The sequence below is a fragment of the Bradyrhizobium sp. BRP22 genome (assembly GCF_020194175.1).
In the GTDB taxonomy this organism is placed as follows: domain Bacteria; phylum Pseudomonadota; class Alphaproteobacteria; order Rhizobiales; family Xanthobacteraceae; genus Bradyrhizobium.
The window spans coordinates 1-25,840 of record NZ_JADYVX010000018.1; the positions used below are offsets into that span (position 1 = coordinate 1).

The 25,840-nt window shown below is 59.9% G+C and carries 20 protein-coding genes and 1 pseudogene; 4 read left to right on the forward strand and 17 right to left on the reverse strand.

Annotated elements, in window-relative coordinates; all coding sequences use genetic code 11:
- Positions 1–154: 154 nt before the first annotated feature.
- The 14 genes from I6F35_RS21685 to I6F35_RS21750 form a co-directional block, all read right to left on the reverse strand.
- A complete protein-coding gene (locus I6F35_RS21685; protein ID WP_225119710.1) occupies positions 155–517 on the reverse strand; it encodes a serine hydrolase domain-containing protein in 363 nt (120 codons plus the stop codon).
- A 321-nt stretch (positions 518–838) separates the two neighbouring features.
- Positions 839–1,138 (reverse strand): ferredoxin III, nif-specific, encoded by a 300-nt coding sequence (fdxB, locus tag I6F35_RS21690; RefSeq protein ID WP_225119711.1) that lies wholly within the window; start codon positions 1,136–1,138, stop codon positions 839–841.
- 13 nt (positions 1,139–1,151) lie between these two features.
- The gene (locus I6F35_RS21695; RefSeq protein ID WP_208829873.1) at positions 1,152–1,352 is read right to left on the reverse strand and encodes a CCE_0567 family metalloprotein; all 201 of its coding nucleotides are present in this window, start codon (positions 1,350–1,352) and stop codon (positions 1,152–1,154) included.
- Between the two features lie 9 nt (positions 1,353–1,361).
- Positions 1,362–1,832, reverse strand: coding sequence for a NifX-associated nitrogen fixation protein (locus I6F35_RS21700; protein WP_225119712.1), 471 nt, complete (start codon positions 1,830–1,832; stop codon positions 1,362–1,364).
- The gene (gene nifX, locus I6F35_RS21705) at positions 1,825–2,235 is read right to left on the reverse strand and encodes a nitrogen fixation protein NifX (RefSeq protein ID WP_225119713.1); all 411 of its coding nucleotides are present in this window, start codon (positions 2,233–2,235) and stop codon (positions 1,825–1,827) included. Before nifX ends, I6F35_RS21700 begins: the two co-directional genes overlap by 8 nt.
- Positions 2,232–3,638 (reverse strand): nitrogenase iron-molybdenum cofactor biosynthesis protein NifN, encoded by a 1,407-nt coding sequence (gene nifN / locus I6F35_RS21710; protein ID WP_225119714.1) that lies wholly within the window; start codon positions 3,636–3,638, stop codon positions 2,232–2,234. Before nifN ends, nifX begins: the two co-directional genes overlap by 4 nt.
- 8 nt (positions 3,639–3,646) lie before the next feature.
- Positions 3,647–5,311, reverse strand: coding sequence for a nitrogenase iron-molybdenum cofactor biosynthesis protein NifE (gene nifE / locus I6F35_RS21715; protein ID WP_225119715.1), 1,665 nt, complete (start codon positions 5,309–5,311; stop codon positions 3,647–3,649).
- A gap of 92 nt (positions 5,312–5,403) precedes the next feature.
- Positions 5,404–6,963 (reverse strand): nitrogenase molybdenum-iron protein subunit beta, encoded by a 1,560-nt coding sequence (nifK, locus tag I6F35_RS21720; RefSeq protein WP_225119716.1) that lies wholly within the window; start codon positions 6,961–6,963, stop codon positions 5,404–5,406.
- Positions 6,964–7,033: 70 nt separating this feature from the next.
- A complete protein-coding gene (gene nifD / locus I6F35_RS21725) occupies positions 7,034–8,536 on the reverse strand; it encodes a nitrogenase molybdenum-iron protein alpha chain (protein WP_225119717.1) in 1,503 nt (500 codons plus the stop codon).
- A 922-nt stretch (positions 8,537–9,458) separates the two neighbouring features.
- Positions 9,459–10,706 (reverse strand): cysteine desulfurase, encoded by a 1,248-nt coding sequence (locus I6F35_RS21730; RefSeq protein ID WP_225119718.1) that lies wholly within the window; start codon positions 10,704–10,706, stop codon positions 9,459–9,461.
- On the reverse strand, positions 10,703–12,040 hold the full coding sequence (sufD, locus tag I6F35_RS21735) for a Fe-S cluster assembly protein SufD (RefSeq protein ID WP_225119719.1): 1,338 nt from the start codon (positions 12,038–12,040) through the stop codon (positions 10,703–10,705). Before sufD ends, I6F35_RS21730 begins: the two co-directional genes overlap by 4 nt.
- Positions 12,041–12,057: 17 nt before the next feature.
- Positions 12,058–12,810 (reverse strand): Fe-S cluster assembly ATPase SufC, encoded by a 753-nt coding sequence (gene sufC / locus I6F35_RS21740; RefSeq protein WP_208829882.1) that lies wholly within the window; start codon positions 12,808–12,810, stop codon positions 12,058–12,060.
- A 60-nt stretch (positions 12,811–12,870) separates the two neighbouring features.
- Entirely contained in the window at positions 12,871–14,367 is a 1,497-nt protein-coding gene (gene sufB / locus I6F35_RS21745) for a Fe-S cluster assembly protein SufB (protein ID WP_225119720.1), read from the reverse strand.
- Between the two features lie 178 nt (positions 14,368–14,545).
- The gene (locus I6F35_RS21750) at positions 14,546–14,740 is read right to left on the reverse strand and encodes a 4Fe-4S binding protein (protein ID WP_225119721.1); all 195 of its coding nucleotides are present in this window, start codon (positions 14,738–14,740) and stop codon (positions 14,546–14,548) included.
- A gap of 1,691 nt (positions 14,741–16,431) precedes the next feature.
- Between I6F35_RS21750 and I6F35_RS21755 the strand changes: the two genes are divergently transcribed.
- On the forward strand, positions 16,432–17,319 hold the full coding sequence (locus I6F35_RS21755) for a xanthine dehydrogenase (RefSeq protein ID WP_225119722.1): 888 nt from the start codon (positions 16,432–16,434) through the stop codon (positions 17,317–17,319).
- A gap of 1,159 nt (positions 17,320–18,478) precedes the next feature.
- Here the strand turns inward: I6F35_RS21755 and I6F35_RS21760 are convergent.
- Positions 18,479–19,051: a sensor histidine kinase gene (locus I6F35_RS21760; RefSeq protein WP_346283188.1), complete on the reverse strand. Its 573-nt coding sequence runs from the start codon at positions 19,049–19,051 to the stop codon at positions 18,479–18,481.
- Positions 19,052–19,053: 2 nt separating this feature from the next.
- On the opposite strand from I6F35_RS21760, the gene I6F35_RS21765 reads away from it, so the two are divergent.
- Positions 19,054–19,996, forward strand: a protein-coding gene (locus I6F35_RS21765; protein WP_225119815.1) for an IS630 family transposase whose coding sequence is annotated in 2 segments (ribosomal slippage) — positions 19,054–19,389 and positions 19,391–19,996 — 942 coding nt in all. Because the reading frame shifts where the segments join, the coding sequence is not laid out codon by codon here.
- On the opposite strand, the gene I6F35_RS21770 is transcribed toward I6F35_RS21765, so the two are convergent.
- On the reverse strand, positions 19,968–20,489 hold the full coding sequence (locus I6F35_RS21770) for a sensor histidine kinase (RefSeq protein WP_225119724.1): 522 nt from the start codon (positions 20,487–20,489) through the stop codon (positions 19,968–19,970). The genes I6F35_RS21765 and I6F35_RS21770 overlap by 29 nt on opposite strands.
- A 1,982-nt stretch (positions 20,490–22,471) precedes the next feature.
- On the opposite strand from I6F35_RS21770, the gene I6F35_RS21775 reads away from it, so the two are divergent.
- Complete coding sequence (locus I6F35_RS21775; protein WP_225119725.1) at positions 22,472–22,657, forward strand: hypothetical protein; 186 nt, start codon at positions 22,472–22,474, stop codon at positions 22,655–22,657.
- A 191-nt stretch (positions 22,658–22,848) separates the two neighbouring features.
- Here I6F35_RS21775 and I6F35_RS21780 read toward each other — a convergent pair whose 3' ends face one another.
- A complete protein-coding gene (locus tag I6F35_RS21780; protein ID WP_225119726.1) occupies positions 22,849–23,373 on the reverse strand; it encodes a hypothetical protein in 525 nt (174 codons plus the stop codon).
- A gap of 1,055 nt (positions 23,374–24,428) precedes the next feature.
- Between I6F35_RS21780 and I6F35_RS21785 the strand changes: the two are divergent.
- Positions 24,429–25,601: pseudogene (locus I6F35_RS21785) on the forward strand (IS3 family transposase).
- Positions 25,602–25,840: the final 239 nt, after the last annotated feature.

A 25,840-nucleotide genomic window follows, 5' to 3' on the forward strand; every position in this document is an offset into this window, starting at 1 on the left:
TGTCGGCCGAAGCGGGCTGAGCCGCGGAAAAGTTGCTCACGATCCCGCGAAATCCGTGCTCACGATCGTCTGAAATCTCTGCTCACGATCCCCTGAAATCCGTGCTCACGATCCCGCGAAACATGCAAACTGCGAGTAGTCCCGATAGTGCCGCTCATGCCGGCGCCGCCGGAGTGATCGTCAGAGAGAAGGCGCGGTTTGGGTCGAAATCGGCGGTGCCCTTGGTTTGAGGGAACGGCACAGCTTCAGGTCCCACCACCGGAACGTAGCCCGTGCCGAGTGCGACCGTGACTTGTGCGGGCCGCGTCACCTGCACGAACCGTGAGCGCATGGCCTCAGGTGCGTTGAACACAAAGCTCTCAATGCGCAGAGCTCTTGCGATGCGCTCGGTGACAAAAGCTCCCAGGCTGGCTCCCGTCACCTTCTCGATGACAGCCCCGAGCACATCAGCGGCCAGCGAGTATTCCCACCCTGTACCAGGCTGATAGCCAAGCGGAACAGAGGAGAGACGCTGCATCGCTTCGGCCGTGGTTACCTCGCCCTGGCCCGTCGGTCACGCGCGCTTCGCGGCATGCATTAACGAGCCGCGGATTATTAATGAAGTTATAGGAGAATCCGGTCGTATGGGTCAGCAGTTCGCGAATTGTCGGCGGCCTGCAGGCCCCTCAGTGCCGTCAGCACCGCGCACCTGCAACTTGGCGAACTCGGGCAGGAGACGACTGACCGGATAGTCCAAGCCGATCCTAGGACTGCGCGGGCGCCGAGCGGGTCTATTCCCGAGCGCAGTTCATGGCTTCACCGCCCAACTCCCCCGGGAAAAGCCGGACAGAACTCGCTCTCAAGCCGCTTGCGTTGCTGCGGGTTGGTGAGTTTGGCAGTTGGTCGGACAAACCCGGGCGCAGGCGCCGCAACCGATACAAGCGCCTTGATCATTCATCACCATAATCTTTTTCTCGATCTCATCGTCTTCGTCGTCGTCGAGATCGACAAGATCGCCCTCCTCGTTGACGCCCTTCAACGCCATGACGTCGCGACCGCAGATCTTGAAACAGCGGCCACAGCCGATGCACTTCTTGGCATCAATTGAGATCAGGTACTCCGGTGTCCAGTTGCGGCCGTCGCGCGTTGCAAATGACATGATCGGGTTCCCTTTAGGCTCTTTCCAACGCCTTGAGGTCCTCGCGCTTGCGCTCGAGTTCGGCAAAGGCATCGTGCGCCTTCTGCGCCACCGCCATGATTGAGGTCCAGTTAACGGGCAATTCCTCCGACAGATCGTGCAGATCCATCTTTGCCTGCGTCGCCTTGGCCGAGAGCTTTTTTATTTCTGCTTTTACGATTTCAAGATCGCTCATGAGCTGCCCTCAATAGTTCGCCACGTCGGGAAATTTCCGGATCATCTTGATGCCGCCTTCGATGTATTTGTCACCTTCGGCAGCGAGTTTTGCGAGATTGTCGAAGCCAAAGCGATGTACATCGCGCAGCTGTTTATTTACCACGATCAGACGACCGCCGATCAACACCATGCGGCCAAAGCCTTCATGGTGCATCTTCAGCATGGGCTGGATCATTACTCCCGTCGCTTTCTCGATCGAGAGCGCGACCGCATTGAAAAACAGCTCCAGCCGCCAAACCACATCCGGATCGGGATCGCCAACGATCGGCAGCGCGCGCCGCTTTTCCCTGTCCAGAATATAGGGTTCGATCAGATCGAGATCGCTCTTGCCGTCCCAGCCGCCATGAATGTCCTGGGCACGCCAAATCTTGACCAGTTCGTTCACAAATGGAGCATCGAGCGTGCTTCCAGCTTGCACGATATCTGCAGCCTCAGTCATGGCTGTCCTCTTCCTCGAAATCGAGCGTACGCTGCTGGTCTTTTGCCAGTGCCTTGCGCAGCCAGGGCGGCGGCGTACCTTTGAGCACGCGCTCGAGCTTCTCAACGAGCGCCAGGATGCTCTCGGGCTGCCCTACCTTGATGGGATGTATATTGTTGGCCACCACGCGCGCGGCACCGGAGCCGCCGATAGCAGCGACGTAGAGGATGGCGCAATCCTTGATCGCCTCGATCTTGGGCGCAAGCTTGTCCTCGTTGCCGTCCTCCTTGAGATCGCCATCGAACTGGACCGCCTTCAGGAATACATGCCCGCGCGGCCCAACATCATAGATGGCGATGTTCTTGGCCCAGCCAAAATGCGCATCGACGCGCCTCAAGTCCTGGGTAGCAAATGCGACCTTCATGCAATCGACCTCTCTGCTGGGTCGATCAAGCTGAGGCCGAGCGGCCTAAAGGGCGGACTCGAGGTCCGCCAGCTGTCGGGCGTCGGCTGATGATTTTCCTCGCGATCGGCGATCACGAGATTGGCGATATTGAAGATCAGATCGCGCGTGCCGCGATAGCCGACCTTTAGCTGGTGTCCCGCGCCGATGCGATCGAACATCGGAAAGCCCGCGCGATAAAATGGAATCTTCAGCCGCGCCGCCGCTTGGCGGCCATGCGAATGCGTAATCAGCAGATCGCTCCCCCTCGTCCTAGCAAGCTCTTCCAGATCCTCGAGATCGCCGATGAGCACCTCCCTGGTCTCGATTCGCTCCAGCACCGGAGACTGCGTGGTCGTCACGGCCGCGGTGACCTGCGCACCCATCTCGTGCAGCATGCTGGACAGGTCGAACAAGAGGTCTGGCTCGGCACCGATCGCAAGCTTGCGCCCGCCAATATGGAAATGCGCGTCCAGCATCGCGTCTGCCAGCTGCCCGCGCTGGCGGCGATATTTTGCTGGCACAGGGCGGCCGCTGATCTCGCTCACGAAAGTAATGAATTCATCGTTGGGGGTGAGGCCGCAGAGCCGCTCGAACAGGCGAAACGGCACCCCGGTTTTGGCCTGCATGGCTTCTGCCGCCCGCCGCATCTGCGCACCAATGGCAATCGTCCAGCTGGACCGGCCCATGCTCGCGACTTCGTCAACCCCGATGCCGCCAATGCTCGTCGGCGCAAACACGTCCGGGATATGCCCGTCCAGCGATCCCGCAAGGTCAGGCAGGAAGAATGGCTTCAGACCGAAATCCTCCAGGATGGTTCTCAGTTCGTCGAGGTCACCTGGCGTCAGATGACATCCCGGGAGAACATTCACCCGCGCGGGATCGCGCTCTGCCTTGGCCGGCGGCGCCTCCGTCAGCAGCTCGACGAGGCGTGCCACCGTCTTTTCCCAGCCGTCCTGGAAGGCATCCTTGAAATCAGGCGTCGAGACAAAGATCAAAGGAAAATTGGCGAGCTGCGGATGCTGCTCGCGGATCAGCTTGATATAGGCCTCGACATCATCGCCGTTGGTTTCGGTCACCCCGGTCGAGCAGATCCCGATGATCTCCGGCTTGGCGCGATTATAGATGTTGAGGATAGCCTGCTCGACATTTTCATAACCGCCGAGCACGGTGGTCACCTCGCTCATCGCAGTCGTCTGCAGCGGCACCGCCTCCTTGAAATGCCGCACGAACAGCGTGAGCCCAAAGGATGTGCAACCCTGCGAGCCGTGCAAGAGCGGCATCGCCCCACGCAGGCCCATGAAGGCGAATGCGCCGCCAATCGGCTGACTGACCTTGAGCGGATTGACCGCGCACGCCTTCTTCGGCGTGGTAACAATGGCCATGACTTGTCCTATTCCGCGGCCCGCAGCATGGCAGGCGGCGAGGAAACCGGGATGGTGGCTAGGACGTCTTCGATGCGCCTCTTACAGCAGCCACCGAACGCGTCGGTGTGCTGGCGGACTGCCTCGACGCTGGTCAGGCCATGCGAGCGGATCGCATCCTCGAGAGTGCCGAGATCGACTTCCTTACAGAAGCAAACCTTTTTCGCGCGCCGCATCGTCTGCGGATCGGCGGCGATCTCGGCAGCCTGCCCCCCCATCTGCGTGATCGTCTCGGTCTGCCGGCCCTTGACCATCTTGTCCCACGGCACCGGCCGACGCAGCTGCTCCCAAATCGGGTTGAACAGCGCCTTGTCAATCTCCTCGACCAGCTTCACTATACCGACATAACCCATGTAGGCGTGGCAGCGCTCCTGGTTGACGTCGAGCCAGGGCATCGCTGCCTTAAGCGCAACAAATTGCGATTTGCCGCCCGAGAGCATGATGTCCGCTTTCGCGTTGGTCAGCATTTTGTATATCTCGCGCGGCGTCATGTCCTCAATCATATGGGCATCCTGCCCCATCAGCTCCTTGATGCGCTCCTTGTCCTGTTGGGTAGATTTCTTGACGCTGGTGCCGACCAGCTCGAGCCCCGCCTCCTGCAGCGCCGCGACCACGGACCATGACTTGACGCCGCCGGTGATCAGTAACGCCCTCTTCCCGGCAAGGCGCGGCTTGTACGGCTCGATCGCGGCCCAGGCCCGGGCCTCCTCCCGCGCGATCACCGTCTCGGTGCGCCCGATCAGTTCGGAAGGCGCGCCGCGTTCGACCAACAGCCGCGCGATCTCGCGTAGCGAACGGCTGGAATCCTGGATGCCGTAGAACGATCCCTCGAAGAACGGGATGCCGTACCGCTCCTCCATCTTGCGCGCAACATTGATCATCGCCTTCGAACACACCATCATGGCAGCGCGCGCCCGGTGCGAAGAGGCAACTTCGCGATATTTGCCATCGCCGGAGATACAGGAGAGGATGCGGATGCCGAGCTCCTCAAGCAGCGGCTTGATCTGCCAGAGTTCGCCGGAAAGATTGTATTCGCCGATCAGGTTGACGTCGTAGGGTGTGGTGTGGTCCGGCTCTTGCGTGCCGATGACATGCTCGAGCAAGGCCTCCCCGGCTAGCTTGTTGCCGAGATTCTTGGAGCCAACGAAGCCCGGAGAATTGACGGGAATGATCGGTTTGCGCAGCTTTTGCGAAGCCGCCTTGCAGACGGCATTGATGTCGTCGCCGATCATGGCGGGGACGCAGGTCTGATAAACGAATATGGCAGGCGGGTCGTACTTGTTGATGATCTCCTTGATTGCTTTGTAGAGACGCTGCTCGCCCCCAAATACGATATCGGTTTCGCTCATGTCAGTGGTGAAGCCGGTGCGCCAGATGCTGGCATCGGAGGATGCCGCACCGCGGTTGTCCCAGGAGTTCCCCTCACAGGCGATCGGACCGTGCACCAGATGGGCGACATCGGTAAAAGGCTGCAGCGCGATCTTTGCACCGTCGAAGGCGCAGCCGCCCGCGGCGCCGCCCGGCTGTAGCTGCTTGTTGCAGCCCTTCTTGCGCTCGGCAAGCGACTTACTGGCGTTCTTGGCGCAGCCCGGCTCATTAAAGATCTCTTGGATCCTGGCCGATAGCGAACTCATCCGTCTCTCCTCTGAACAGAGCTTGTGCGCAAGGATCAGCCCGTCTGCGACCATCGCCGATATGAGCGGCGATGGCCCGCATGGCGTCGTCATTAGCGAATGATGTCGAAGCTATAGTCGGTCTTGCCGAGAACGTTGGTTTTCTTATCGATCTCATCGAAGATCTTATCGAGGATCTTCACGAGCACGTTCATGCCGCCATGATAGCCCCACACCGGAGAGCGGTGATGGTGATGCCGATCAAAGATCGGAAAACCGATGCGGATCAGCGGCGTGCCGGTGTCCCGCTCAAGATACTTGCCATACGTGTTGCCAATCAGGAAGTCGACCGGCTCGGTGAACAAGAGCGATCGCATATGCCAGAGGTCTCGCCCCGGATAGGCATGGCAGTTCTGTCCAAACGGCGAACTCGCAAATAGCGTCTGCATTTTTGCCTCCCAATCCTTGTTGCCGTTCGTCGACAGCACATGGATCGGCTCAGCACCAAGCTCGAGCAGGAAGGCAGCCAACCCGTAGCAGAGGTCTGGATCGCCATAGATTGCGAATTTCTTGCCATGGACGTGCGCACTGGAGTCAGCCATCGCGTCCACCAAGCGACCGCGCTCTCGCGCCAGTTCCTCGGGGATATCCTTGCCAGTGATGCGCGACAGCGCCATGAGGAACTCATCGGTCGCGGAGACGCCGACCGGATAGTTGAAAGCTACGATCTCATGGCCATGATCTGCAATGAACGGCAGCGTCTTCTCCGTACACCACTGTTGCATGGAGATCGTTGCCTTGGCGTGAACTGCCTTCGCGGCATCTTCCAGCGTGGTGCCGCCGTCATACATCCGGAACTCGCCGTCGGTTGGTGTATCAAATACATCGGAATTGTCGGCAAGAACGGTGTACTGGATTCCCATCAACTCAAAGATGCGCTTGATCTCGCGGATATTGCCGACGGTGTAGCCATCAAAGCCGCCGATAAAGTTGATCTTCTCGTTGGGGACCCGCTCAAGCTTCGGCGTTGTTCCGGCCTTGCCGTCCCAGAAATGCTCCAGGATGCCCTTGAGCGCATTATCATAGCCGGTGACGTGGCTGCCTACGAAGGCGGGCGTGTGCGCGAACGGCACATCGAAATCCGCTGGAACCGAGCCTTTTTCCTTGGACGTTTTGATGAAGGCGTTAAGGTCGTCTCCGATCACCTCCGCCATGCAGGTAGTGGAGACCGCGATCATCTTGGGCTTGTAGATGTTGTAGCTGTTGGCGAGCCCATCGATCATGTTGTTCAGCCCGCCGAATACGGCAGCGTCCTCCGTCATCGACGAGGAGACGCAGGAGCTTGGTTCCTTGAAGTGCCGCGACAGATGGCTGCGGTAGTAGGCCACGCAGCCTTGAGAGCCGTGCACGAAGGGCAGCGTGCCCTCGAAGCCAACGGAGGCGAACACCGCGCCGAGCGGCTGACAGGCCTTGGCTGGGTTTATCGTCAGTGCTTCCCGCGCAAAATTTTTCTCGCGATATTCCGGCGTCTTCGCCCATTCCGTGATGCGTTCGACCTCCGCCGGATCGCGGGGATTCTCGAACATATTCTTCTTATTGGCCAGCATCTGCTGGTATTCCGATCCGCGGAACAGCTCGAAGTGATCGAGCACGTGTTCTGCACTCTGCGCCATAGGTGAGATCCTTTCAAAAATCGTCATCAATATCAGCTCCTGCCCTCAGGCAGAGAGCGGGTCACTTGCGTTATTCGGCAGCTAACAGTTTCGTCTTTTGGATATCCTTCCAGGGCGCCTTGGTCTTCTTCCAGATCGGCGAGTTGATCGCCATGTCCATGTCGCGCGCGAAGATCGCAAATCCATCATAGCCATGATACGGACCCGAATAGTCCCAGGAGTGCATCTGGCGGAACGGCACGCCCATCTTCTGGAAGACATATTTCTCCTTGATCCCCGAGCCGACCAGGTCAGGCTGGACCTTCTCGACGAAACGTTCGAACTCGTAGCCGGTGACGTCGTCGTAGATCAACGTGCCATCCTTGACGTAGTGCTGGGCAGTGCGCTGATAGTCGTCATTGTGGCCGAACTCATAGCCGGTGCCGACGACCTCCATGCCGAGATCTTCATAGGCGCCGATCACGTGGCGCGGACGCAGTCCGCCAACGAACAGCATCACGCTCTTGCCTTCCAGGCGTGGGCGATACTTTGCGACCACCGCGTCGACCAGCGGCTGATATTTTGCAATCACCCGCTCGGCACCCTCCTTGATCTTGTCGTCGAAAAAGCCGGCGATCTTGCGCAGCGACTCGACGATCTTGGAGGGCCCGAAGAAGTTGTATTCGCACCATGGAATCCCAAACTTCTCCTCCATGTGGCGTGAGATGTAGTTCATCGAGCGGTAGCAATGCAGCACATTAAGCTTCGCCTTCGGAGTTGCCTCGAGCTCGGCCAGAGAACCGTCGCCGGACCACTGCGCGATTACGCGCAGGCCCATTTCTTCCAGCAGGATTCGGGATGACCAGGCGTCGCCGCCGATATTGTAGTCGCCGATGATCGCGACATCGTAGGGGGTCGGCTCAAACGCCGCCTTGCCCTCGGGCGAGACCTTGTCGAACACCCAGTCGCGCACCGCGTCGTTGGCAATATGGTGGCCGAGCGACTGCGACACGCCCCGAAAGCCCTCGCAGCGGACCGGCACGATAGTCTTGCCGCCATATTCCTTCGACTTCGCCCTGGAGACCGCCTCGATGTCGTCACCGATCAGGCCGATCGGGCATTCCGACTGGATGGTGATGCCGTTGTTGAGCGGGAACAGCTCCTGAATCTCGTCAATGATTTTGACGAGCTTCTTGTCGCCGCCGAACACGATATCCTTTTCCTGGAAATCGGAGGTGAATTGCAAGGTCACGAAACTATCGATTCCTGTGGTACCAACGTAATAGTTACGCCGCGAGCCCCACGAGTACTGTCCACAGCCGACCGGGCCGTGGCTAATATGTATCATGTCCTTGATCGGGCCCCAGACCACACCCTTGGAACCCGCGTAGGCGCAACCGCGGATCGTCATCACGCCAGGGATCGATTTGAGATTGGATTTGACTCCGCAGTCCGACTTGCCGGCCTCGTGAACATTGAGGTGCTTGGCGCGCCGTTTCGCCGTCTTCTCCGGATAGACCTTCAGCACCTCCTCAATCAGCTCTTTGTTGCGGGCTTTGATTTCCGCGATGCTCTGGGTCGTGGCGAGACTCATGCTGATATCCTTCAGAAGGTTTCCTGTTGCGTTGACGGCTCTCGACCAAGAGTTTGCAACGACCATGCCAGCCGCGGCGTGAACACAAAAATCCACGTAGTTGGAAGTAGATAGCCACACTCGGGCGGCTGACCGGACTGTTGTTGCAAATCCGACATCGAACGTATCCGCAGATCTGCTCGTTTGATCCTGTTCGAAACAAAACAAGCCGCTGGCACGCATGGATTTGCACCCGCGCATTTTCCACACAAACCCGCGAGAATATTGCGGTGCTTGCCGGGATCTGCTGCCAGAAGCGATCTAACGAAGCGACCCAGCTACAAGGCTGCGCAGCCAATCTGGCTCACGCATCATCGCGAAGCCTGACCGGTGCACACCTCGCCCGCGATGTGCCTTGCGCGTGGCCTCGCCGCCATCCTGATTGCAATGCTATTGGGTCGACCAGCCAGGGAGATCGTCGCGGCCGACGCACGGGGGCTTGTTCGAGCGCCTGAGCATCTCAAGCCACTGCGCCCGAATGATTTTCAGTTCCATGGTCTTCGTGTGTAGCCGAGGCCGAAGCTGCCTCAGCTGATACGCGTTGACGCAGCTAAACCTGTTCCTCGACTCTGCCGAAAGACCCACCCTGTGCTCGAGAGGTACCGTCTCGTGAGCGCGAATGATGACGAAGGCGGCGTGCGCCATGAACACTCAAGCGGGTATAGTCGAGATCATGAAGAGAGCGCCAGCTCTGCCGCACATCGCCGCGTCGCCCGGGATAGAGCAGCGGTTCGCCGGTATGCTGTCGCATGCGTCGTCTTAATCAGCGTCAAGGAGCGGACGCACTCGCCCGCGGAGACGTCCTGCGATAAAAGGTGCTCGCATAGCAGCGACAATTCGCGTATACACGACCCGCCTCACGGTCCCGGGCCCGCTCCTGCCCTCATGAGAACAGCTTGTGCGCCTTGACAAGGGCACCCGCCAGCGCATCGATCTCTTCATAGGTGTTGTAGAGGGCGAACGAAGCGCGGCACGTTGCTGGCAGGCCGAACCGCTCGAGCAGCGGCATCGCGCAATGGGTCCCGGCGCGCACCGCCACGCCTGCACGATCGATGACGGTGGCAAAATCGTGCGCATGCGCGACTTTCATATCGAAAGAGATGATTGCGCCCTTCTCAGCCGCCGTTCCGATAATGCGTAAGGAATTGATGCCGCGCAGCTTCTCCTGCGCATAAGCAAGCAGTGCGCTCTCGTGCTTGTGGATCTGTGGCTTGCCTATTGAATTGATATAGTCCACGGCCGCGCCCAGACCGATCGCCTCGACGAACGGGGGAGTGCCGGCCTCGAACCGGTGTGGTGGATCACCATATGTGACACCGTCGCGCGAGACCGCGCGGATCATCTCGCCGCCACCGGTGAACGGCGGCATCGACGCCAGATGCGCGTATTTGCCGTAAAGCACGCCGATACCGGTCGGCCCATAAAGTTTGTGGCCGGTCATCACGTAAAAATCACAATCAATGTCGCGGACATCAACATCCAGATGGACGCAGCCTTGCGAGCCGTCGACCAACACCTCGATGCCGCGTGCATGCGCGATCCTTACGATCTCCTTCACCGGCAGTACGGTGCCGAGCGCGTTGGACATCTGTGTGATCGCAACCATTTTGGTGCCCTCGGTCAGAAGCCGCTCGAACTCATCGAGGAGAAAATTGCCCTCGTCGTCCACTGGTGCCCATTTGATGACGACGCCCTGGCGTTCCCTTAGAAAATGCCAGGGCACGATGTTGGCGTGGTGCTCCATGATCGAGAGAACAATTTCATCCCCAGGTGAGATGCGCTCGCGGCCGAATGTCTGGGCGACCAGATTGATCGCCTCGGTAGCGCTACGAGTGAAGACAATCTCTTCGGTGCGGCGCGCGTTGAGGAACTGCGCCACTTTGGTGCGGGCGTCCTCATAGGCCTTGGTCGCGGCGTTAGCCAGATAGTGCAGACCGCGATGCACGTTGGCATATTCGGACGTGTAAGCCTGCATCATACGATCGAGCACCGCGTTTGGCTTCTGCGCCGAGGCGGCATTATCGAGATAGACCAGCGGCTTGCCATAGACCTGCACCGCCAGCGCTGGAAAGTCCTCGCGCACCCGCGCGACATCGTAAGCGCCGTTCGCGACCGCCGGATGCGTGCTCATCCCCTCGCCCCCAGCCAGCGCTCGGCCTGTAATATCGCGAATTCTCGTAACGTCCGGTCGGCGATTTCCTCGATAGCTTCGCCGAGGAACGCCTGGATCAAGAGCGCCTGTGCCTCCTTCTCGGAAAGGCCGCGTGCGCGTAGATAGAACAGCAGAGCCTCATCCAGTGCGCCGGATGCCGCGCCATGGCCGCAGGTGACATCGTCGGCACAGATGTCCAGCTCCGGCTTATTGTCGGCTTCAGCCTCGTCGGACAGCAAAAGCGCACGCGTCATCATCCTGCCGTCCGTCTTCTGTGCATCAGGACGCACGATGATGCGGCCTTGGAATACCGAGTGGCCGCGGTCGTCGACGGCCGCGCGGAAATTCGCCCGGCTCGTGCAATGCGGCACAACATGGTCGACGATCAAGGTCGTGTCACCATGCTGTTTGTCCCTCACCAGGTTGATGCCGTTCGCGGAGAGCTCGGAGCCCTCGCCAGCCAATGTGATGAATGCCTGGTATCGGCTCACGGCGCCACCACAGTTCATGCTGAACAATTTGAGTTTCGCGCTCGCCTCGAGCACGAAAAATCCGGAGGAAATGTTGGTGGCGTCCGCCCCGCCCACCATGACGTGCAGATGGTCAAGATTGGCCGCCTCGCCAACCGAGACGATCACCGCATCATTGGCCTGATGGTTGCGGGCGCCTTCGACCGCTACAAAACTTTCAACCACGGCCGCCTGCACGCCCTTGCCAAGCCTCAGATGCGAGCGAGTGAAGCTTGATGCCGACGAGGTGGTTGCGACATGGACGATTTGAATCGGTCGGCACAATTCAGTTCCGTCGGTGACCGTGATGACCACGCCGTCGGTCACCATCGCGGCATTGAGCGAGATCACTGCGTCTGTCGTCGTGGTCAGCAGCAGGTCGCCTCGCCCCTCGTTAGCTGGATCGTCCAGAACTTCGCGCAGTGTGCGTACGTTGACGCTCTGGCCCAGCTCGGCGATGTCGGAGAGATTGGGCGAGAATACGCCATCGACGAGCACTAGCTTCGCTGCGCCCTCGACCGCTCTCTTCTCGACGGCAGCTTGCGCGACTGCAGCCCTTGCCCGCGCGAGCGCAGCCGCATCCGGTTGCGGCGCGAGCGGTAGAACGTGGTGCATTAGCACGCGCAGGTCGGTGTATTTCCATTCCTCGATCCGCCGGTGCGGTAGGCCGGCGCGCTTGTAAGCCTCGAATGCCCTCGCGCGGATATCGGCAACGGAGCCTGCGCCAGGTAGCCGTCCGTTGGCCTTGACGAACACATTGCTTACCGCACGTCCGGAATCGGTTTTTGATAGAACCAGGTTCATCGAAACTCGTTGCGCCTCTAGGCCGCGTGCTCAAACTGCGCGTAGCCGGAGCCCTCGAGCTCCAGCGCCAGCTCCTTGCCGCCAGTCTTCACCACCGAGCCCTTGGCCATCACATGCACGAAATCCGGCACGATGTAGTTGAGCAGCCGCTGGTAGTGGGTGATCACGACCATGGCGCGCTCGGGCGAGCGCAACGCATTGACGCCGTCGGCCGCGATCCTCAGCGCGTCGATGTCGAGGCCGGAGTCCATTTCGTCGAGGATGCAGAGGCTCGGCTCGAACAGCGCCATCTGCAGGATCTCGTTGCGCTTCTTCTCGCCGCCGGAAAAGCCGACATTGACGCCGCGCTTGAGCATGTCCTGCGGAATGTTGAGCGACTTGGAGACCTCGCGGACCTTCTTCAGGAAGTCCGGCGTCGAATATTCGCTCTCGCCCCGCGCCTTACGCTGCGCGTTCAGCGCGGTGCGCAGGAAGTTCATGGTGGCGACGCCGGGGATTTCGACCGGATACTGAAATGCCAGGAACACGCCCTTGGCGGCGCGCTCGTCCGGCGCCATCTCCAAGAGGTCTTCGCCGCGGAACAGGATCTGTCCGCCCGTGACCTCATAGCCGGGCTTGCCGGCGATGACGTGCGAGAGCGTCGATTTGCCGGAGCCGTTCGGCCCCATGATCGCGTGGACCTCGCCGGGATTAACAGTCAGCGACAGCCCGTGGAGGATTTCGCGATCCTCGACACGGACCTGCAGGTCTTTCACTTCAAGCAGTGCCATTACAGTTTTCCTAGATGTCATCCCGAGGCGCCAGTACGGCAGGCCCGCCAGGGATGAGGATTATCCAACCGAACCTTCGAGCGAGATCGAGATCAGCTTCTGCGCCTCGACCGCGAACTCCATCGGCAGCTGCTGCAGCACGTCCTTGACGAAGCCGTTGACCACCAGGCCGACCGCTTCCTCCTGGCTCAGCCCGCGCTGCACGCAGTAGAACAGCACGTCCTCGGAGATTTTCGAGGTCGTCGCCTCGTGCTCGAACGTCGCCGACGAGTTCTTCGCCTCGACATAGGGCACGGTGTGCGCGCCGCATTTGTCGCCGATCAAAAGCGAGTCGCAGGCGGTGTAGTTGCGCGCGCCGGTGGCCTTGCGGTGCGCGGTGACGAGGCCGCGATAGGTGTTTTGCGACTTGCCGGCGGCGATGCCCTTGGAGATGATCCGGCTCGAGGTGTTCTTGCCGAGATGGATCATCTTGGTGCCGCTATCGACCTGCTGGTAACCGTTCGAGATCGCGATCGAGTAGAACTCGCCGCGCGAATGATCGCCGCGCAGGATGCAGCTCGGATATTTCCAGGTGATCGCGGAGCCGGTCTCGACCTGGGTCCAGGAGATCTTCGAATTGGCGCCGCGGCATTCGCCGCGCTTGGTGACGAAGTTGTAGATGCCGCCCTTGCCTTCCGAGTTGCCAGGATACCAGTTCTGCACCGTCGAATATTTGATCTCGGCATCATCGAGCGCGACCAGCTCGACCACGGCAGCGTGCAATTGATTCTCGTCGCGCTGCGGCGCGGTGCAACCTTCGAGGTAGCTCACATACGAGCCCTTGTCGGCGATGATCAGCGTGCGCTCGAACTGGCCGGTGTTGCGCTCGTTGATGCGGAAATAGGTCGACAATTCCATCGGACAGCGCACGCCCGGCGGCACGTAGACGAACGAGCCGTCGGAGAACACCGCCGAGTTCAGGGTGGCGAAGAAGTTGTCTGACGTCGGCACCACGCTGCCGAGATACTTGCGCACCAGCTCGGGATGCTCACGGATCGCTTCCGAGATCGGCATGAAGATCACGCCGGCCTTCTTCAATTCCTTCTGGAAGGTGGTCGCAACCGACACCGAATCGAAGACGGCGTCGACCGCGATCCTGCGCTGCTCCGACGGCTCTCCGCCCGGAGGCGGCTCGACGCCCTCGAGGATCGCGACTTCGCGCAAGGGAATGCCGAGCTTCTCGTAGGTCTTGAGAATCTCCGGATCGATCTCGTCGATCGACGACAGCGTCTTCTTCGGCTTCGGCGCCGCGTAATAGTAGAGGTCCTGGTAGTCGATCTTAGGGTAGTTGACGCGCGCCCAGGTCGGCTCGGTCATGGTCAGCCAGCGGCGATACGCCTCCAGGCGCCATTCCAGCATCCAGGCTGGCTCGCTCTTTTTCTCTGAGATGAAGCGGACGATATCTTCCGAAAGCCCTTTGGGGGCCTTTTCGGATTCGATGAGCGTCTCGAACCCATATCGATATTGGTCGACGTCGATCCGTCGGACACGGTCGACCGTCTCCTGTACAGCTACCATTGGCCACTCCGCCGCTCGCGCAAGGACGGCTCCGGCAACGCCCAACGACCGCCGCAGCGCGCCCCCTTCTCTGCATGGGCGATCGCGCAAGTTACATGCAGCTCGGGCCCAGCGAGGCCGCCATTCAGAAACACCGACACCTTGCTGCGCGAGGAGGACCCGTTCATTGGTCGCTCCTTTATGCCTGCACGCACGTGTCCGGCACCGGGCAGATAACGGCGCATTGCGGCGTGTCGCAATGGCCCTCGCAATGGGTGCACTTCTTCGGATCAATTACATACATGTCGTTTTTATAGCTGATTGCCGCATTGGGGCATTCGGACACACATGCGCCGCAGACGGTGCACTGGGAGGCGATTATCTTATAAGCCATCAACTCCGACTCCTTGGCAGGCGATGCGCGACGGCTTTCCTTCAAGGCTCGTGCCAAACGTCGCGCCTTGATTTATCTCAGCTATTTTTCATCTCGCGCCTGTCCTAGGCCGGACAGCGTGTCGCGATCGCGACACTCGCGCTCACAGCCGCTTGACCTGGCGGCACTTCAACGCCGAGCCGGTTTGGCGCGGCTCGCCGAACGGGCGAGCCGCCTTCCTTCACCCGGCCCAACTTTCCCATGACCATGATGACGCGGCCACGGTGGTCCTCTTCTGCTCCCAAGGGCTCCGTCGCTCATCCGGACTCGGCCGCAACTTGTACATCGAGCTAGCCTGTGCGGTGACCCGCTCGGCCGGGTCGCAACGGCGGAGCTTCGGCGACAGCTGAACGATCGGCAGCTGCCGTAGGGGCGTCTCGTCCGATCCGCATCTCCGCCGTATCGCCTAAAGACGCTGGGGAACGGCAGCCGGCAAGGTCGGCCGGCCCTGAGCGATCGCAGGTTTCTGGGCGAGCGTCGCGGTCCGCCGCTCGCGATTGTCAAGCTCGCGCCGTTGCGGCGGTAAGTCATCCGCACGTCCATCGCAAGCTATCGAAGCTCAATTCACGGCCGGCACCGCCATTGAAATTCTCCCAAGAGTTCGGCCTTGAGCAGACGGGATGCCCCTGCGCCTCTCGCGTATGGGTCGCAGCGGGATGGGCACGACCGTTAATGCGACAGTCGAGATCTGCGCGAAACTCGGTTTCGCGCCACCACCTCTGGGGATTGCGGTTGCTGCGTCAATGGCAGTACGGCGACTGATAGTCTCGCCGACGCGCGGAACTCCTGCTCCTGTAGGACCAGAGGAACGCTCTGCAGGGATGACGAAGATCTCACCGATCGTCGAGCAGCAACGTTGCCTTATCGGCCAGCTCGAACGATTGGCTGCGCGAGTTCAGCGCTCCGGTGAAGAGCTCTTCACAGGGCGGATAATTCCAGTCCCAGCACCGTCTCAGGCAGCGCTGCGCAGGTCTCCTCATAACACGTCCCTCGCCGCGCGGCGACAGCTCGTGTGCGCTTTGGCGACTAGCTCTTGCACATCTCGGAACCACCACGCACCAATACGATCGCGTCGGACTGTTGCCGATTATGCCTTTGAGCTGCACCTTCTTGCGGTCGCGGGTGGGTTCAGCTGACAGCCACTTGTGGCCAATAGCTCTCCACGATCAATGGCTCAGCGGTCGCGCACAACCAGGCGGCGCAGCTTCATGGTTTCGCGCATCAGATTGGCTATCATAGGTACAGGGCGACAATCGGAACTGATGGCCGAAATGGCGCGCGGTCGTCCAGTACCCCATCAATACTTGGCGTGCCGCCAAGCTCTACATCATTGCCATTCGAGCAATGATGGACGGCACGCGTGGATCTTTGGAAGTGCCGAGGAGGCCAGCTCCACCAACGCGGATAGCGCCCGATTTTACGCAATGTCGCGTTCGCAACAGATTGGCGGATTTGACACGGGCCTACGGTTGCTCTCGGACGGAAAGCGCGTGCTGCACACTTCAGCCCGTTCCGGCGGCAATCTATGGGATCGTCGGTCTGGCTATTGGCCCGGCTCTTGCTCCAGCTGATTGCAACCGTGGAGCGGGAAGTACTTTGTCGATAGGGGCACCACAACGACACTTCGATTGGTAGTTCGAATGTCTTCACGAATGGATCACCGAAAAGAACTTTTTTCCATCATTCTCGGCACCAACGAGATAGCGTCCGCCATAGCTGTGCAGCTTGCACGCGGCGGCAACTGCGCGGTGCTCTCGTATGATCCCGATCCGCCTGTGATCCGGCGCAAGATGGCGTTTCATGACGCGCTGTTTGCCGGCAGCGCGCAGATAGAAGATGTCGTCGGTGAACGCGTCGATGATGTCATGCAGGTGCTTAAAGCGGTTCGCGGCAACTGCAGCAGGCGAGGACAGGTCCTTGTCTCCTGGCTGGGTCTTCTCGACCTGCTGCCGATCTGTCAGATCGATGTGCTGATCGATGCGCGTCTGCAGAAGCGCCGGATCACGCCCGATCTACGCCGGCTGGCTCCGTGGACAATAGGTTTAGGTCCAGGCTTTTCCGCAACCTCGAACTGCCATGTCGCAGTCGAAACCCGGCCAGCCAGGATAGGCCTCGTCGAGGGGGACGGGTGGACCGATGCTGCTGACGGCATTGCGAGCCGACTTGGTGATCTCGGCGCGGAACGCTTTGTTTACTCAAGCTTCGCCGGCCATTGGCGAACGCCGGTCGAAATCGGCACGCCCGTCTACAAAGACCTCGTACTCGGCCATCTCTCGGGCTTGCCAGTGTTGGCCTCGCGGGACGGTGTGCTGCGCGGCATCGTGCGTAACGGAAGCGATGTTCATGCCGGCGTCAAGCTCTTGGAGATCGATCCGCGCGGCCGGTTGGCACAATGGACTGGCATCGACAGCCGCGGCAGCGCAATCGCTACGGCCACACTGGCTGCGATCCGCCGAGGTACGGCGGAACTTGTCGGACCGGACAAGTCGCACAGGAAGAATTGTCACCATGCACACGCTGCCCAGCGTGACGGCTCGTAAGCTGGATCTTTGATCCGAAACACGGTCGGCGAGGAACGAGCATCGACCTAGGACCTGCGTCGCCCCCGTTTCTGTACTCAACTATGGCGGAAAGCAGCGGGAGACGTTTGAATTCCTCGATCGTCGTCCTGATCATATCATTCGCCACAACCGAGCAGAATTCGAGCGAATGTTATCGGCCAGCTGGTCGCAGTACCTGGCGAGTGGCACTACGTTGCGCCCATCGAGCCGTAGCGATGCCTTCCAACTGTCACATGACCTTATCATATTTCTTCTATTCGTTGGGGGAGGCCCCCAACCCGACTGCCACACTCACTGGACGGAAGGGCCATCGGTGCCGGGTTCCATTTTTTCGGAAACACTGGCCGGGTAAGTGGGAGCCGGCACGAACAGATTCTATTTTGTGGAGTAGCATCATGATGCCTGCAAAATCCTCGCAAAATAAAGTGCGTGCTGAGCTGAGAGGTGTTTTGGAGAATGCTGTCCGGATGGTGCCCGAAGGGAGGCGGTCCTCTTCGTTGAAGGCATGCCTTGCCGAGAAGGTCTTGACTCTGGCCGCAGGGGGTGAATCGGATCCAGCTATCTTGGCAGGTGTCGCGGTGCGGACAGTGCAGGAATCATGTCGCAGCTGCTACGGATGTGAAGGGTGGTGGTGACCGACGTGCGACATCTTGCGTATCGCCCGGGCGCTTCAACTGCTACGCTCGCAGGGCATCATCCATCGAAAGCTTGATCCCGGTCGATCGTCGGTTGGTCGCGGCGATGGACCCACACCCGCACCGCCGTATAGGTGCAGAGCGTATAACGCATAGAAAGAGGATGCCTCGCGCAGACGCTCCTCCTCCCTCGCCGTGCCCACCTGGTGGAGCTCTCCCAACAACCGGCGCCTTTGAGGGATGCATGGTTTTGTCAGCTTGCTGAAAGCTGAATCTCCTACATGAGCCCAGAGGTTCGCATCACTCGCGTCTCAAACTTGCGGGCTTCTTTGCTGCTTGCGCCAGATCTGAGCTGGACTGTGTAGATCTGCAGAAGATTTCGAATGGAAGAGCGGTATGGACGGCTCGGACTTCGATCCTCGCCAAATGAACCCATCACTTTCAAAATTGGCCCCACGCGAGCGAAGCTGAGGTATGAAACGATGTCGTCTGGCGCCATGTGGTCAGGTCGCGTCAACGGGGATTCGCCCGCACTCGAACGCGCAGACCCGGATTGAGCCGTTCGTAGTCGATTTCACCGTTGAGCTGTTGGGTGAGGAGCTGGACGATCCGCGAACCCAAACCGCCGGGATCGGCTGTTGCAGAAAGGCCGGTGCCAGTGTCGGTGACCAACAACTCAACTCCCTCTCCGCGCGAGAACGCAACAACGATGGGCCCGGCGCGTCGCCGGGAAATGCATATTTCAGCGAGTTTGTGACGAGTTCGTTCGCGATGATGCCTATGGCGAGCGCGTGATCATTGCGAAGGTACACGTCCTCGTCCTCACATATCACCTGGAAGGCGACCGGCCCGGATGGAGCCAGGGACTGGAAGACCTTCTCGACCACGTCGGTCAGAAAAAAGCGCATGTTGACCGAGCGCGAGTCCTGCTTGAGGGAGAGATGATCGTAAACCTCCGCCATGACCTGCAGCCTGCGTGCGGTTGCCTCTAGAGCGTGTTGTTTTTTAGCGGAATCGGGATTCCCAATTGGAGGAATTTCTGATTCAAACTCCATGCTGGGGCTGGGGGCCAGCATGGATGACGCGACCCTATTCGGAAGACATCCGCGAACTGGCGCTTAAGCGCGCTGATGCAGGCGAGACCGTTCGCTCGATTGCAGCGGCGCTTCAGATCAGTCCATCCTGTGTGACGAAGTGGAAGAACCTGAGGCGAGAGACCGGAGGCCTTTCGCCCGGCAAGATCGGTGGTCACAAGAAGCCGGTCCTGTCCGGCGCCAACGCCGACTGGCTGCGCAAGCGCCTTCGCTCGGGACCGTTCACCTTGCGGAAGCTGACGCGGGAACTGGCTGAGCGTGGCATCAAGACAGACGTGCGGGCGGTGTGGGCTTTTGTTCATGCTGAGGGGCTGAGCTTCAAAAAAAACCATCCATCCGGCCGAACAGGATCGCCCCGATATCGCTGGTAAACGGGCGCGCTGGAAGGCCCATCAAGGCAAGATTGACGCCTCGCGCCTGGTCTTCATCGATGAGACCTGGATCAAAACCAACATGGCGCCGCTACGCGGCTGGGGCCCGCGCGGACAACGGCTCCAGGCATCAGCGCCTTTCGGCCATTGGAAGACCATGACCTTCATCGCCGCGCTGCGCCACGATCGGATCAACGCACCCTGCATCATCGACGGCCCTATCAATGGCCAACTCTTCACCCTCTATGTCGAGAAGATATTGGCGCCCACCCTGGCAAAGGGCGAGGTCGTCATTCTCGACAATCTCGGCAGTCACAAAGGCAAGCTCGCCCGCAACGCCATCCGCGCTAGGGGCGCGCATATGCTCTTCCTGCCGCCCTACAGCCCCGCCCTCAATCCGATCGAACAGGTCTTCGCCAAACTCAAACACCTGACGCGCGCCGCGGAGCCCCGCGATGTCGAGGCAACCTGGCGAAAGGTCGGAGAACTCCTCGATCTCTTCTCACCCGAGGAGTGCGCCAACCATCTCAAAAACTCAGGATATGTTGCCGTATAAAAACATCACGCTCTAGCGCCGCCGCAACGTCCGGCCCACCATGCCTTGCCTCGAGCCGGATCATCCCGCCGAGGATCGTAAGGTTGTTCTTCGTCCGGTGCGCCGTCTCCTGCAGCAGCAAGGTCTTGGTTTTGTCCGCCAGCATCACGCGGCTGAGCTCGGCGCGCTGGAATTCGGCGATCGTGGCGGTCCCCGCAGCCGTGATCGCGAAAAGAACATTCGCGGCGAGGTAATTGAGGGCGAACCCGCCCCCGTAGCTAAGGTACGCGCCCACGCTGACGGCGATGAAGGCCGCGAATATTCCCGAACCGCGATCGAAGATGAGGCCAGAGAGAAACACGCCGGGCAGCAGCAGGAAGTATCCTGGCACTCCGGTCTGCATTTGGAGCGCCATCTGCAGCACGGCGCACACCACCATGATGCACGCGGAGATGCAGTACCGGACCAAGCTTGGAAGCCGGTGTTCCAGCAACAGCGAGTACAGGCTGTTCATAGAATTGAAACCGCCCGCAGTGATAGCCGTTCCTGCCGTTCATACGGCAATTCGGGCCCCAGGAGAAGTGGTGGCCCCGCTGAAACAGGCTAATGACGCCGCGAAATCAGATGCGTGAGGGACTTATCGGGACGGCCTGCCCGCGTCGGGTCACCCCAGGAGCTCGCCTCGGGTGCTGTTGACAAGTGCTCGCACGTGCACGCAGTGACACCACGCCACGTCGTCAGCCTCCGAATACTCCGCTCGAGCAGCGTCCAGCCCATGCTGTACGTTCGTGGGGGCGCGCGGGCACCGGACTCGAATCTGGCGCTACAACCCCAAGCATCCACCCACCCGCGGCTTGCCGAACGGCCGTCTGTAGCTTTGTGCCGCCTCTTCCCGGACGGGATCACTTCGCAGGTGATCAAGAGCCGGCCTGTTACACCTCGCACCCGCCCGAAGGCGCCGGACTAATTGCCTTCAGAAAAACTCTTGTATCCGTTCAGCCGGTCCGGCTCACTGGAACCTCTTGGGTGGAGGCCAGCGAATGCAGAGACCAACCGACTTGCTCTTAAACGCGATTCGTTGCTTCAGAGACGGCATAGAGAACGCTGGCTAGTTCAGCACTGTCACGAATTTTCGTACCCTGACCTGCTCGGAGACACAAGACGAAATCCCGGCGCACGCGGTCAGCGGGCCCGGGGTTTGCGCCGGCATCCTGGGTCTGGAGTGGGATCAGATGCCAGGCGCACCGTAGGTTCACCGCGAATGGTACGCGAGCGGCGCGGCGCAACATCAACAACTACTGTTGAGACGCGATGAGGCGTGCGCGGCCCAGCATGCCTTCTCGTGACTAACATCAGAGATGATCCGACTGTATAGCTCGGAAGCCGCTCAGATTACTCGCGTTCCGGCCAAAATCCCGCTCGCTGCACCAGACTTTTCCTCCTTCATCGGATGCCGGCGCACCGAACGATTGCGCAAATCGGAATTTCGCCGGAGCGCGTCTCCCCTTCATGCAGGCGCCGAGCCGTCTCTTGTACTCCGATGCAGCGATAAACCACAACCCTGCCGATCCAAGAGGCCGCGAACGCGTTTGCGCGCCGGACCACATGCAAACAAACCCCGACCACGATTCGCCCGTCGGCGGCATCAGGAGCCGCCGACCTCCGACAAGGCGATCAATCCAGTGCCTGGACGGATGGGTTGCGCCCGCGAACACGGTGACAACGTCATGCTCGCCATCTCGATGGCTCGGCGGTCGAGCGAGACAACATTGAGATGGGGTTTGGCACGCAGGTTCTCTCGGCTTGGCATGCCAGTATGGAATCGATCACAACCGCCGTCACGCAACCCGCGGATCGATGATCTCAGCCAGTACCGCCGTTAATATCCGCTCCCTAACCGACTTGAAGCACGCGTTCAGCACGCGCGATGTTGAGGGGCTCAAATTTTGCACGGCCAGAAGCTCAGCTGGCCATTTTTGAGATTCTGGGCCGCATCCATCGTCACCGGAACGCTGTCATAGAGTTGTGGGGTCTGCGTCTGGGGTGAGGAACGCCAAGCGTTGGTGTACGTCCGAGATGACGCGCCTCGGCTCTCCCGGACGAATTGCTCACGCGGTACAGAAGCAAACGTGGATCAGGTGCAGATTACGCGAGATCGGCGCCTTCTCTCGCAGGTATTCGGCATACCCACCGGCGAGCGGCTGCAACGTCTCATTCGTCGGGCTCTCCTCTCGTGACGCTGACGATGCACACCGAGCTCGCCTGCGCGGACAAACATGAAGAATTTTCGTAAGGCGTCCTCATCTGCCCAGATGAGGCGAACAATGGTTGTGATCGAACGGCCATCCGCCTGGATCCGGGCGAAGCGGCCGGTCGTACCACCCGCAGATGTGGTAACCGCGATTATGGCCGAGAGCTTACGTGTGCCCGAGCTCGACTACGACATGATGCGACAGCGGATACCGCGTACGCTTTAAACTAGAGCTCGAGCAAGTGATGATACGCTGGGATCAAGCTTGGATCTGGCCGCCTCTTGGAAGCGCTGAACGAGGAGATGTTGAGACGTTCGACGAGCAAATGATGGCAGATATTCCCTTGGACGGCGGAACGGTCATCGACATCGCTCACGAGCTCGGGGACCTCGTCAGCGCGATGCGTGCGCACATGGCCGGAAAATCTTGAGCACGTATTTCGGTCAGGGCCTGAACCAGGGTTTGGCGAACCTGGAGCAGGATCGCAGGCCAGTTCGGGTAAATATAACGCCGACAGGCCCGTCGTACGTCAGTCGGTAGGACGTTGGCCCCCCTTCCAGATCTATTCTTTTGTGGAGTCATGTGTGACGTGTGCAGTGGAGCCGAAGAGTAGGCACGTCATCAACGTTGAGTACTCGGCTCCAAGACCAGAGGCGCTCCCCCGACAGACATGGGTCCTTCTGATTTAGGAGAGCGCCCCACTCTCTTAACTGGCTTCGTGCCGGGATGTGGCGAGGAAGGAGCGGTTGGCAGAGCAGCCGTCGGAACAGGAGGTGTCGCAGGGGCATTTTGTGCCGCTTCAATTCTTGAGGTCAGCACTGCAATTTGATCCGAGATTCGCTTCAAGTCGGCCTGCTGCACGTCCAGCCCGCGGCTCAGCTCCATGAGCTCGGTGCTTGTTTTCTGCAGTTCCGACTGCATATCCGAAAGCGTCGCCCTATCCTCGGCTGATAAACCTAGTGTCTGAGCAGCTTCGTTCGGGGCCGGTACTTCGAGAACCATGCCGAGAGTGGTCCAGAGATAGGCACCTGCACCGCACAGGCCGATGACCAGTACCGCCAAACCAAAAAGCAAGGGAGCACGTCTTGACGATCTGTGTAGCACAGATGGCAACTCAGAAATGGCCGCTTGTTCAACTGCATTCATAATTCCTCGCCCCCCACTCCGCTCACCCTCCATCATGGCTTTCCTCGTTGAGGGCAAAACAGACGATCGTCAAGGCCTGCCCAGAACCGAGACGTCAACACCTTCTTGCCAGCGATGTTGTCCCCATCGTTTCCTCAGCTAGCACCGTGAGGTGATCCGAGTGCCTCCGAAGCATGTGATTGATGTTTCTGATCCGCCTTTTAGGTCGTTTGTTTTCTCCGATCGGCAAGACAATTCCACTCGCTCACTTCTATTTGCATCCCATATGCATCGTTAAGGAATGCGCAGCAGACGAGTGTCCGCATGCCTACAACCAACAGCTCAGAACTGGACGGTTTGTACGAAATTGGTGCACCAACAACACAGTTTCCGGTCGAGGCCGTTACAGCCTTGTCGCGCAGAGCACTTCGTGATGAGTTGATCGCTTGTACGGTCTAACTTTCTCACACCCATACCGCGAGCCAACAAGTTCCCCTCCACAACTCTGCAATACAATTGGTGATCACCAAGGCCGCGGAGCGATAATCTTGCTGAAGTTCTGCATTGTCATCGCCGCCGCTCAGCCGAGCTTCGCAGATGGCTGAAAGCATTTGTCGAGCAACCTCGCCGCGACAAAGCACAAAAAGATTCGGGCTCGAAGTAGAATTTTATTGAGGGCTCTCCAACGCCCCTGGAATTCCAGGCTTATCAATGGGCATGTCTCTGCAACTAGAGCTGACGTGGCGGGATTATCGAACATAACGCTCTTACAAAGGAGCTTTCTGCTGGCACCAAAGCAGACACGAATATCCGCTCACTCCAGCTCCTGATTGCCTTCTGCGCCTGGCCATTTCGGAGACGGCAGCAGCTTACCCGCTCGACTTGAGCGCCGTTCCATTTTGAGCAACGCGCTTCGCGGAAGCCTGACCAGCGGAACGAGGCAAAGGTACGAAACTCGACAAGCCTCCACCCAGCTGTCGAAGCGGGAGCCTCAGCTACTTGATCGTACCAGATGACCTGCCACTGCGCATTGCCTCCAGATGGAGTTAGAGTCCGGCCCGGAGAAGGACGGACAGATGAAGCGATCAAGGTTCACGGAAGAACAGATTATCTTGATATTGAAGGAGCATGAGGCTGGGGCGAAGACGGCGTACCTGGCTCGCAGGCATGGGATCTCTGAAGCGAACGATCTACAATTGGAAAGCAAAATTCGGCGGCATGGACGTTTCCGAGGCGAAGCGGCTGAGAGCCTTGGAAGAGGAGAACGCGAAGCTGAAGAAGCTCCTGGCCGAGCAGATGCTCGATGCGGCCGCGCTTCGCGAGTTGCTTTTCCCGCCGCCAAGCGCGCTGCGGTCGCGCATCTGCAGGCCGTCATGAGCCTGTCGGAACGGCGGGCCTGCTCGATCGTGGGCGCGGACCGGACGACGATCCGTTATCGCTCCAGCCGCCCTCCGGACACGGTTCTGCGTGGCCGGTTGCGCGATCTTGCCAACGAGCGGCGGCGGTTCGGCTACCGCCGGCTGTTCGTCCTGCTGCGGCGGGAGGGCGAGCCATCGGGCATCAACCGGATCTACCGGCTTTATCGCGAGGAAGGGCTCGCCGTCCGCAAGCGGCGGGCCCGCCGCAAGGCCGTGGGGACGCGGGCTCCGATCCTGGTCGAGGCCAAGCCCGACGCGCGCTGGTCGCTGGACTTCGTTCATGATCAGTTTGCCACGGACGGCGCTTCCGGATCCTCAACATCGTCGACGACGTCACCAAGGAATGCCTGGGCGCCATTCCGGATACCTCGATCTCAGGACGGCGCGTGGCCCGCGAACTGACGGCAATGGTCGGGCGAGGCGGCAAGCCAGAAATGATCATGTCCGATCATGGCACCGAGTTCACCTGCAACGCCATGCTGGCCTGGAGCAAGGACACCGTCATCGATTGGCACTTTATCGCGCCGGGAAAGCCGATGCAGAACGGCTTCATCGAGAGTTCTTAACGGCCGGATGCGCGATGAACTGCTCAACGAGCCGCTGTTCTGCGATCTGGATCATGCCCGCGCCAAGATCGCCAACTGGGTCGCCGACTACAATATCCGGCGGCCTCGCTCGTCGCTCAAATACCTGACCCCCGCGGCCTATGCCGCCCACCTCGCCGCAACGGACGATCGGCTACGCAACCCCGACCAGCTCCGCCGATCGTCCGTTGCTCCACCCGCGCCACTTGGCGTACAAAAACCCGAGACTCTAACCGCGGCTGGATGAAAATTCAGCGGCAGGTCAATAGTGGCCGAAACCACGAAGAGCAGTTGCATACGTCTGTTTCCCGGGAGTGCTGGGAAGTCTTTGATGAGGGCTGCGTCGTCGGGATAAAGATTAAGGACAGCGCGGCCCACAATCGGCGCCGCTCCGTTCGCCGACTGGGAGGCCTTGAGATGAGCCAGTGCCGCCCGGGCGTATGGGGTACCACCCTTATCCAAAAACTCCTCGACATCATTGTCCAA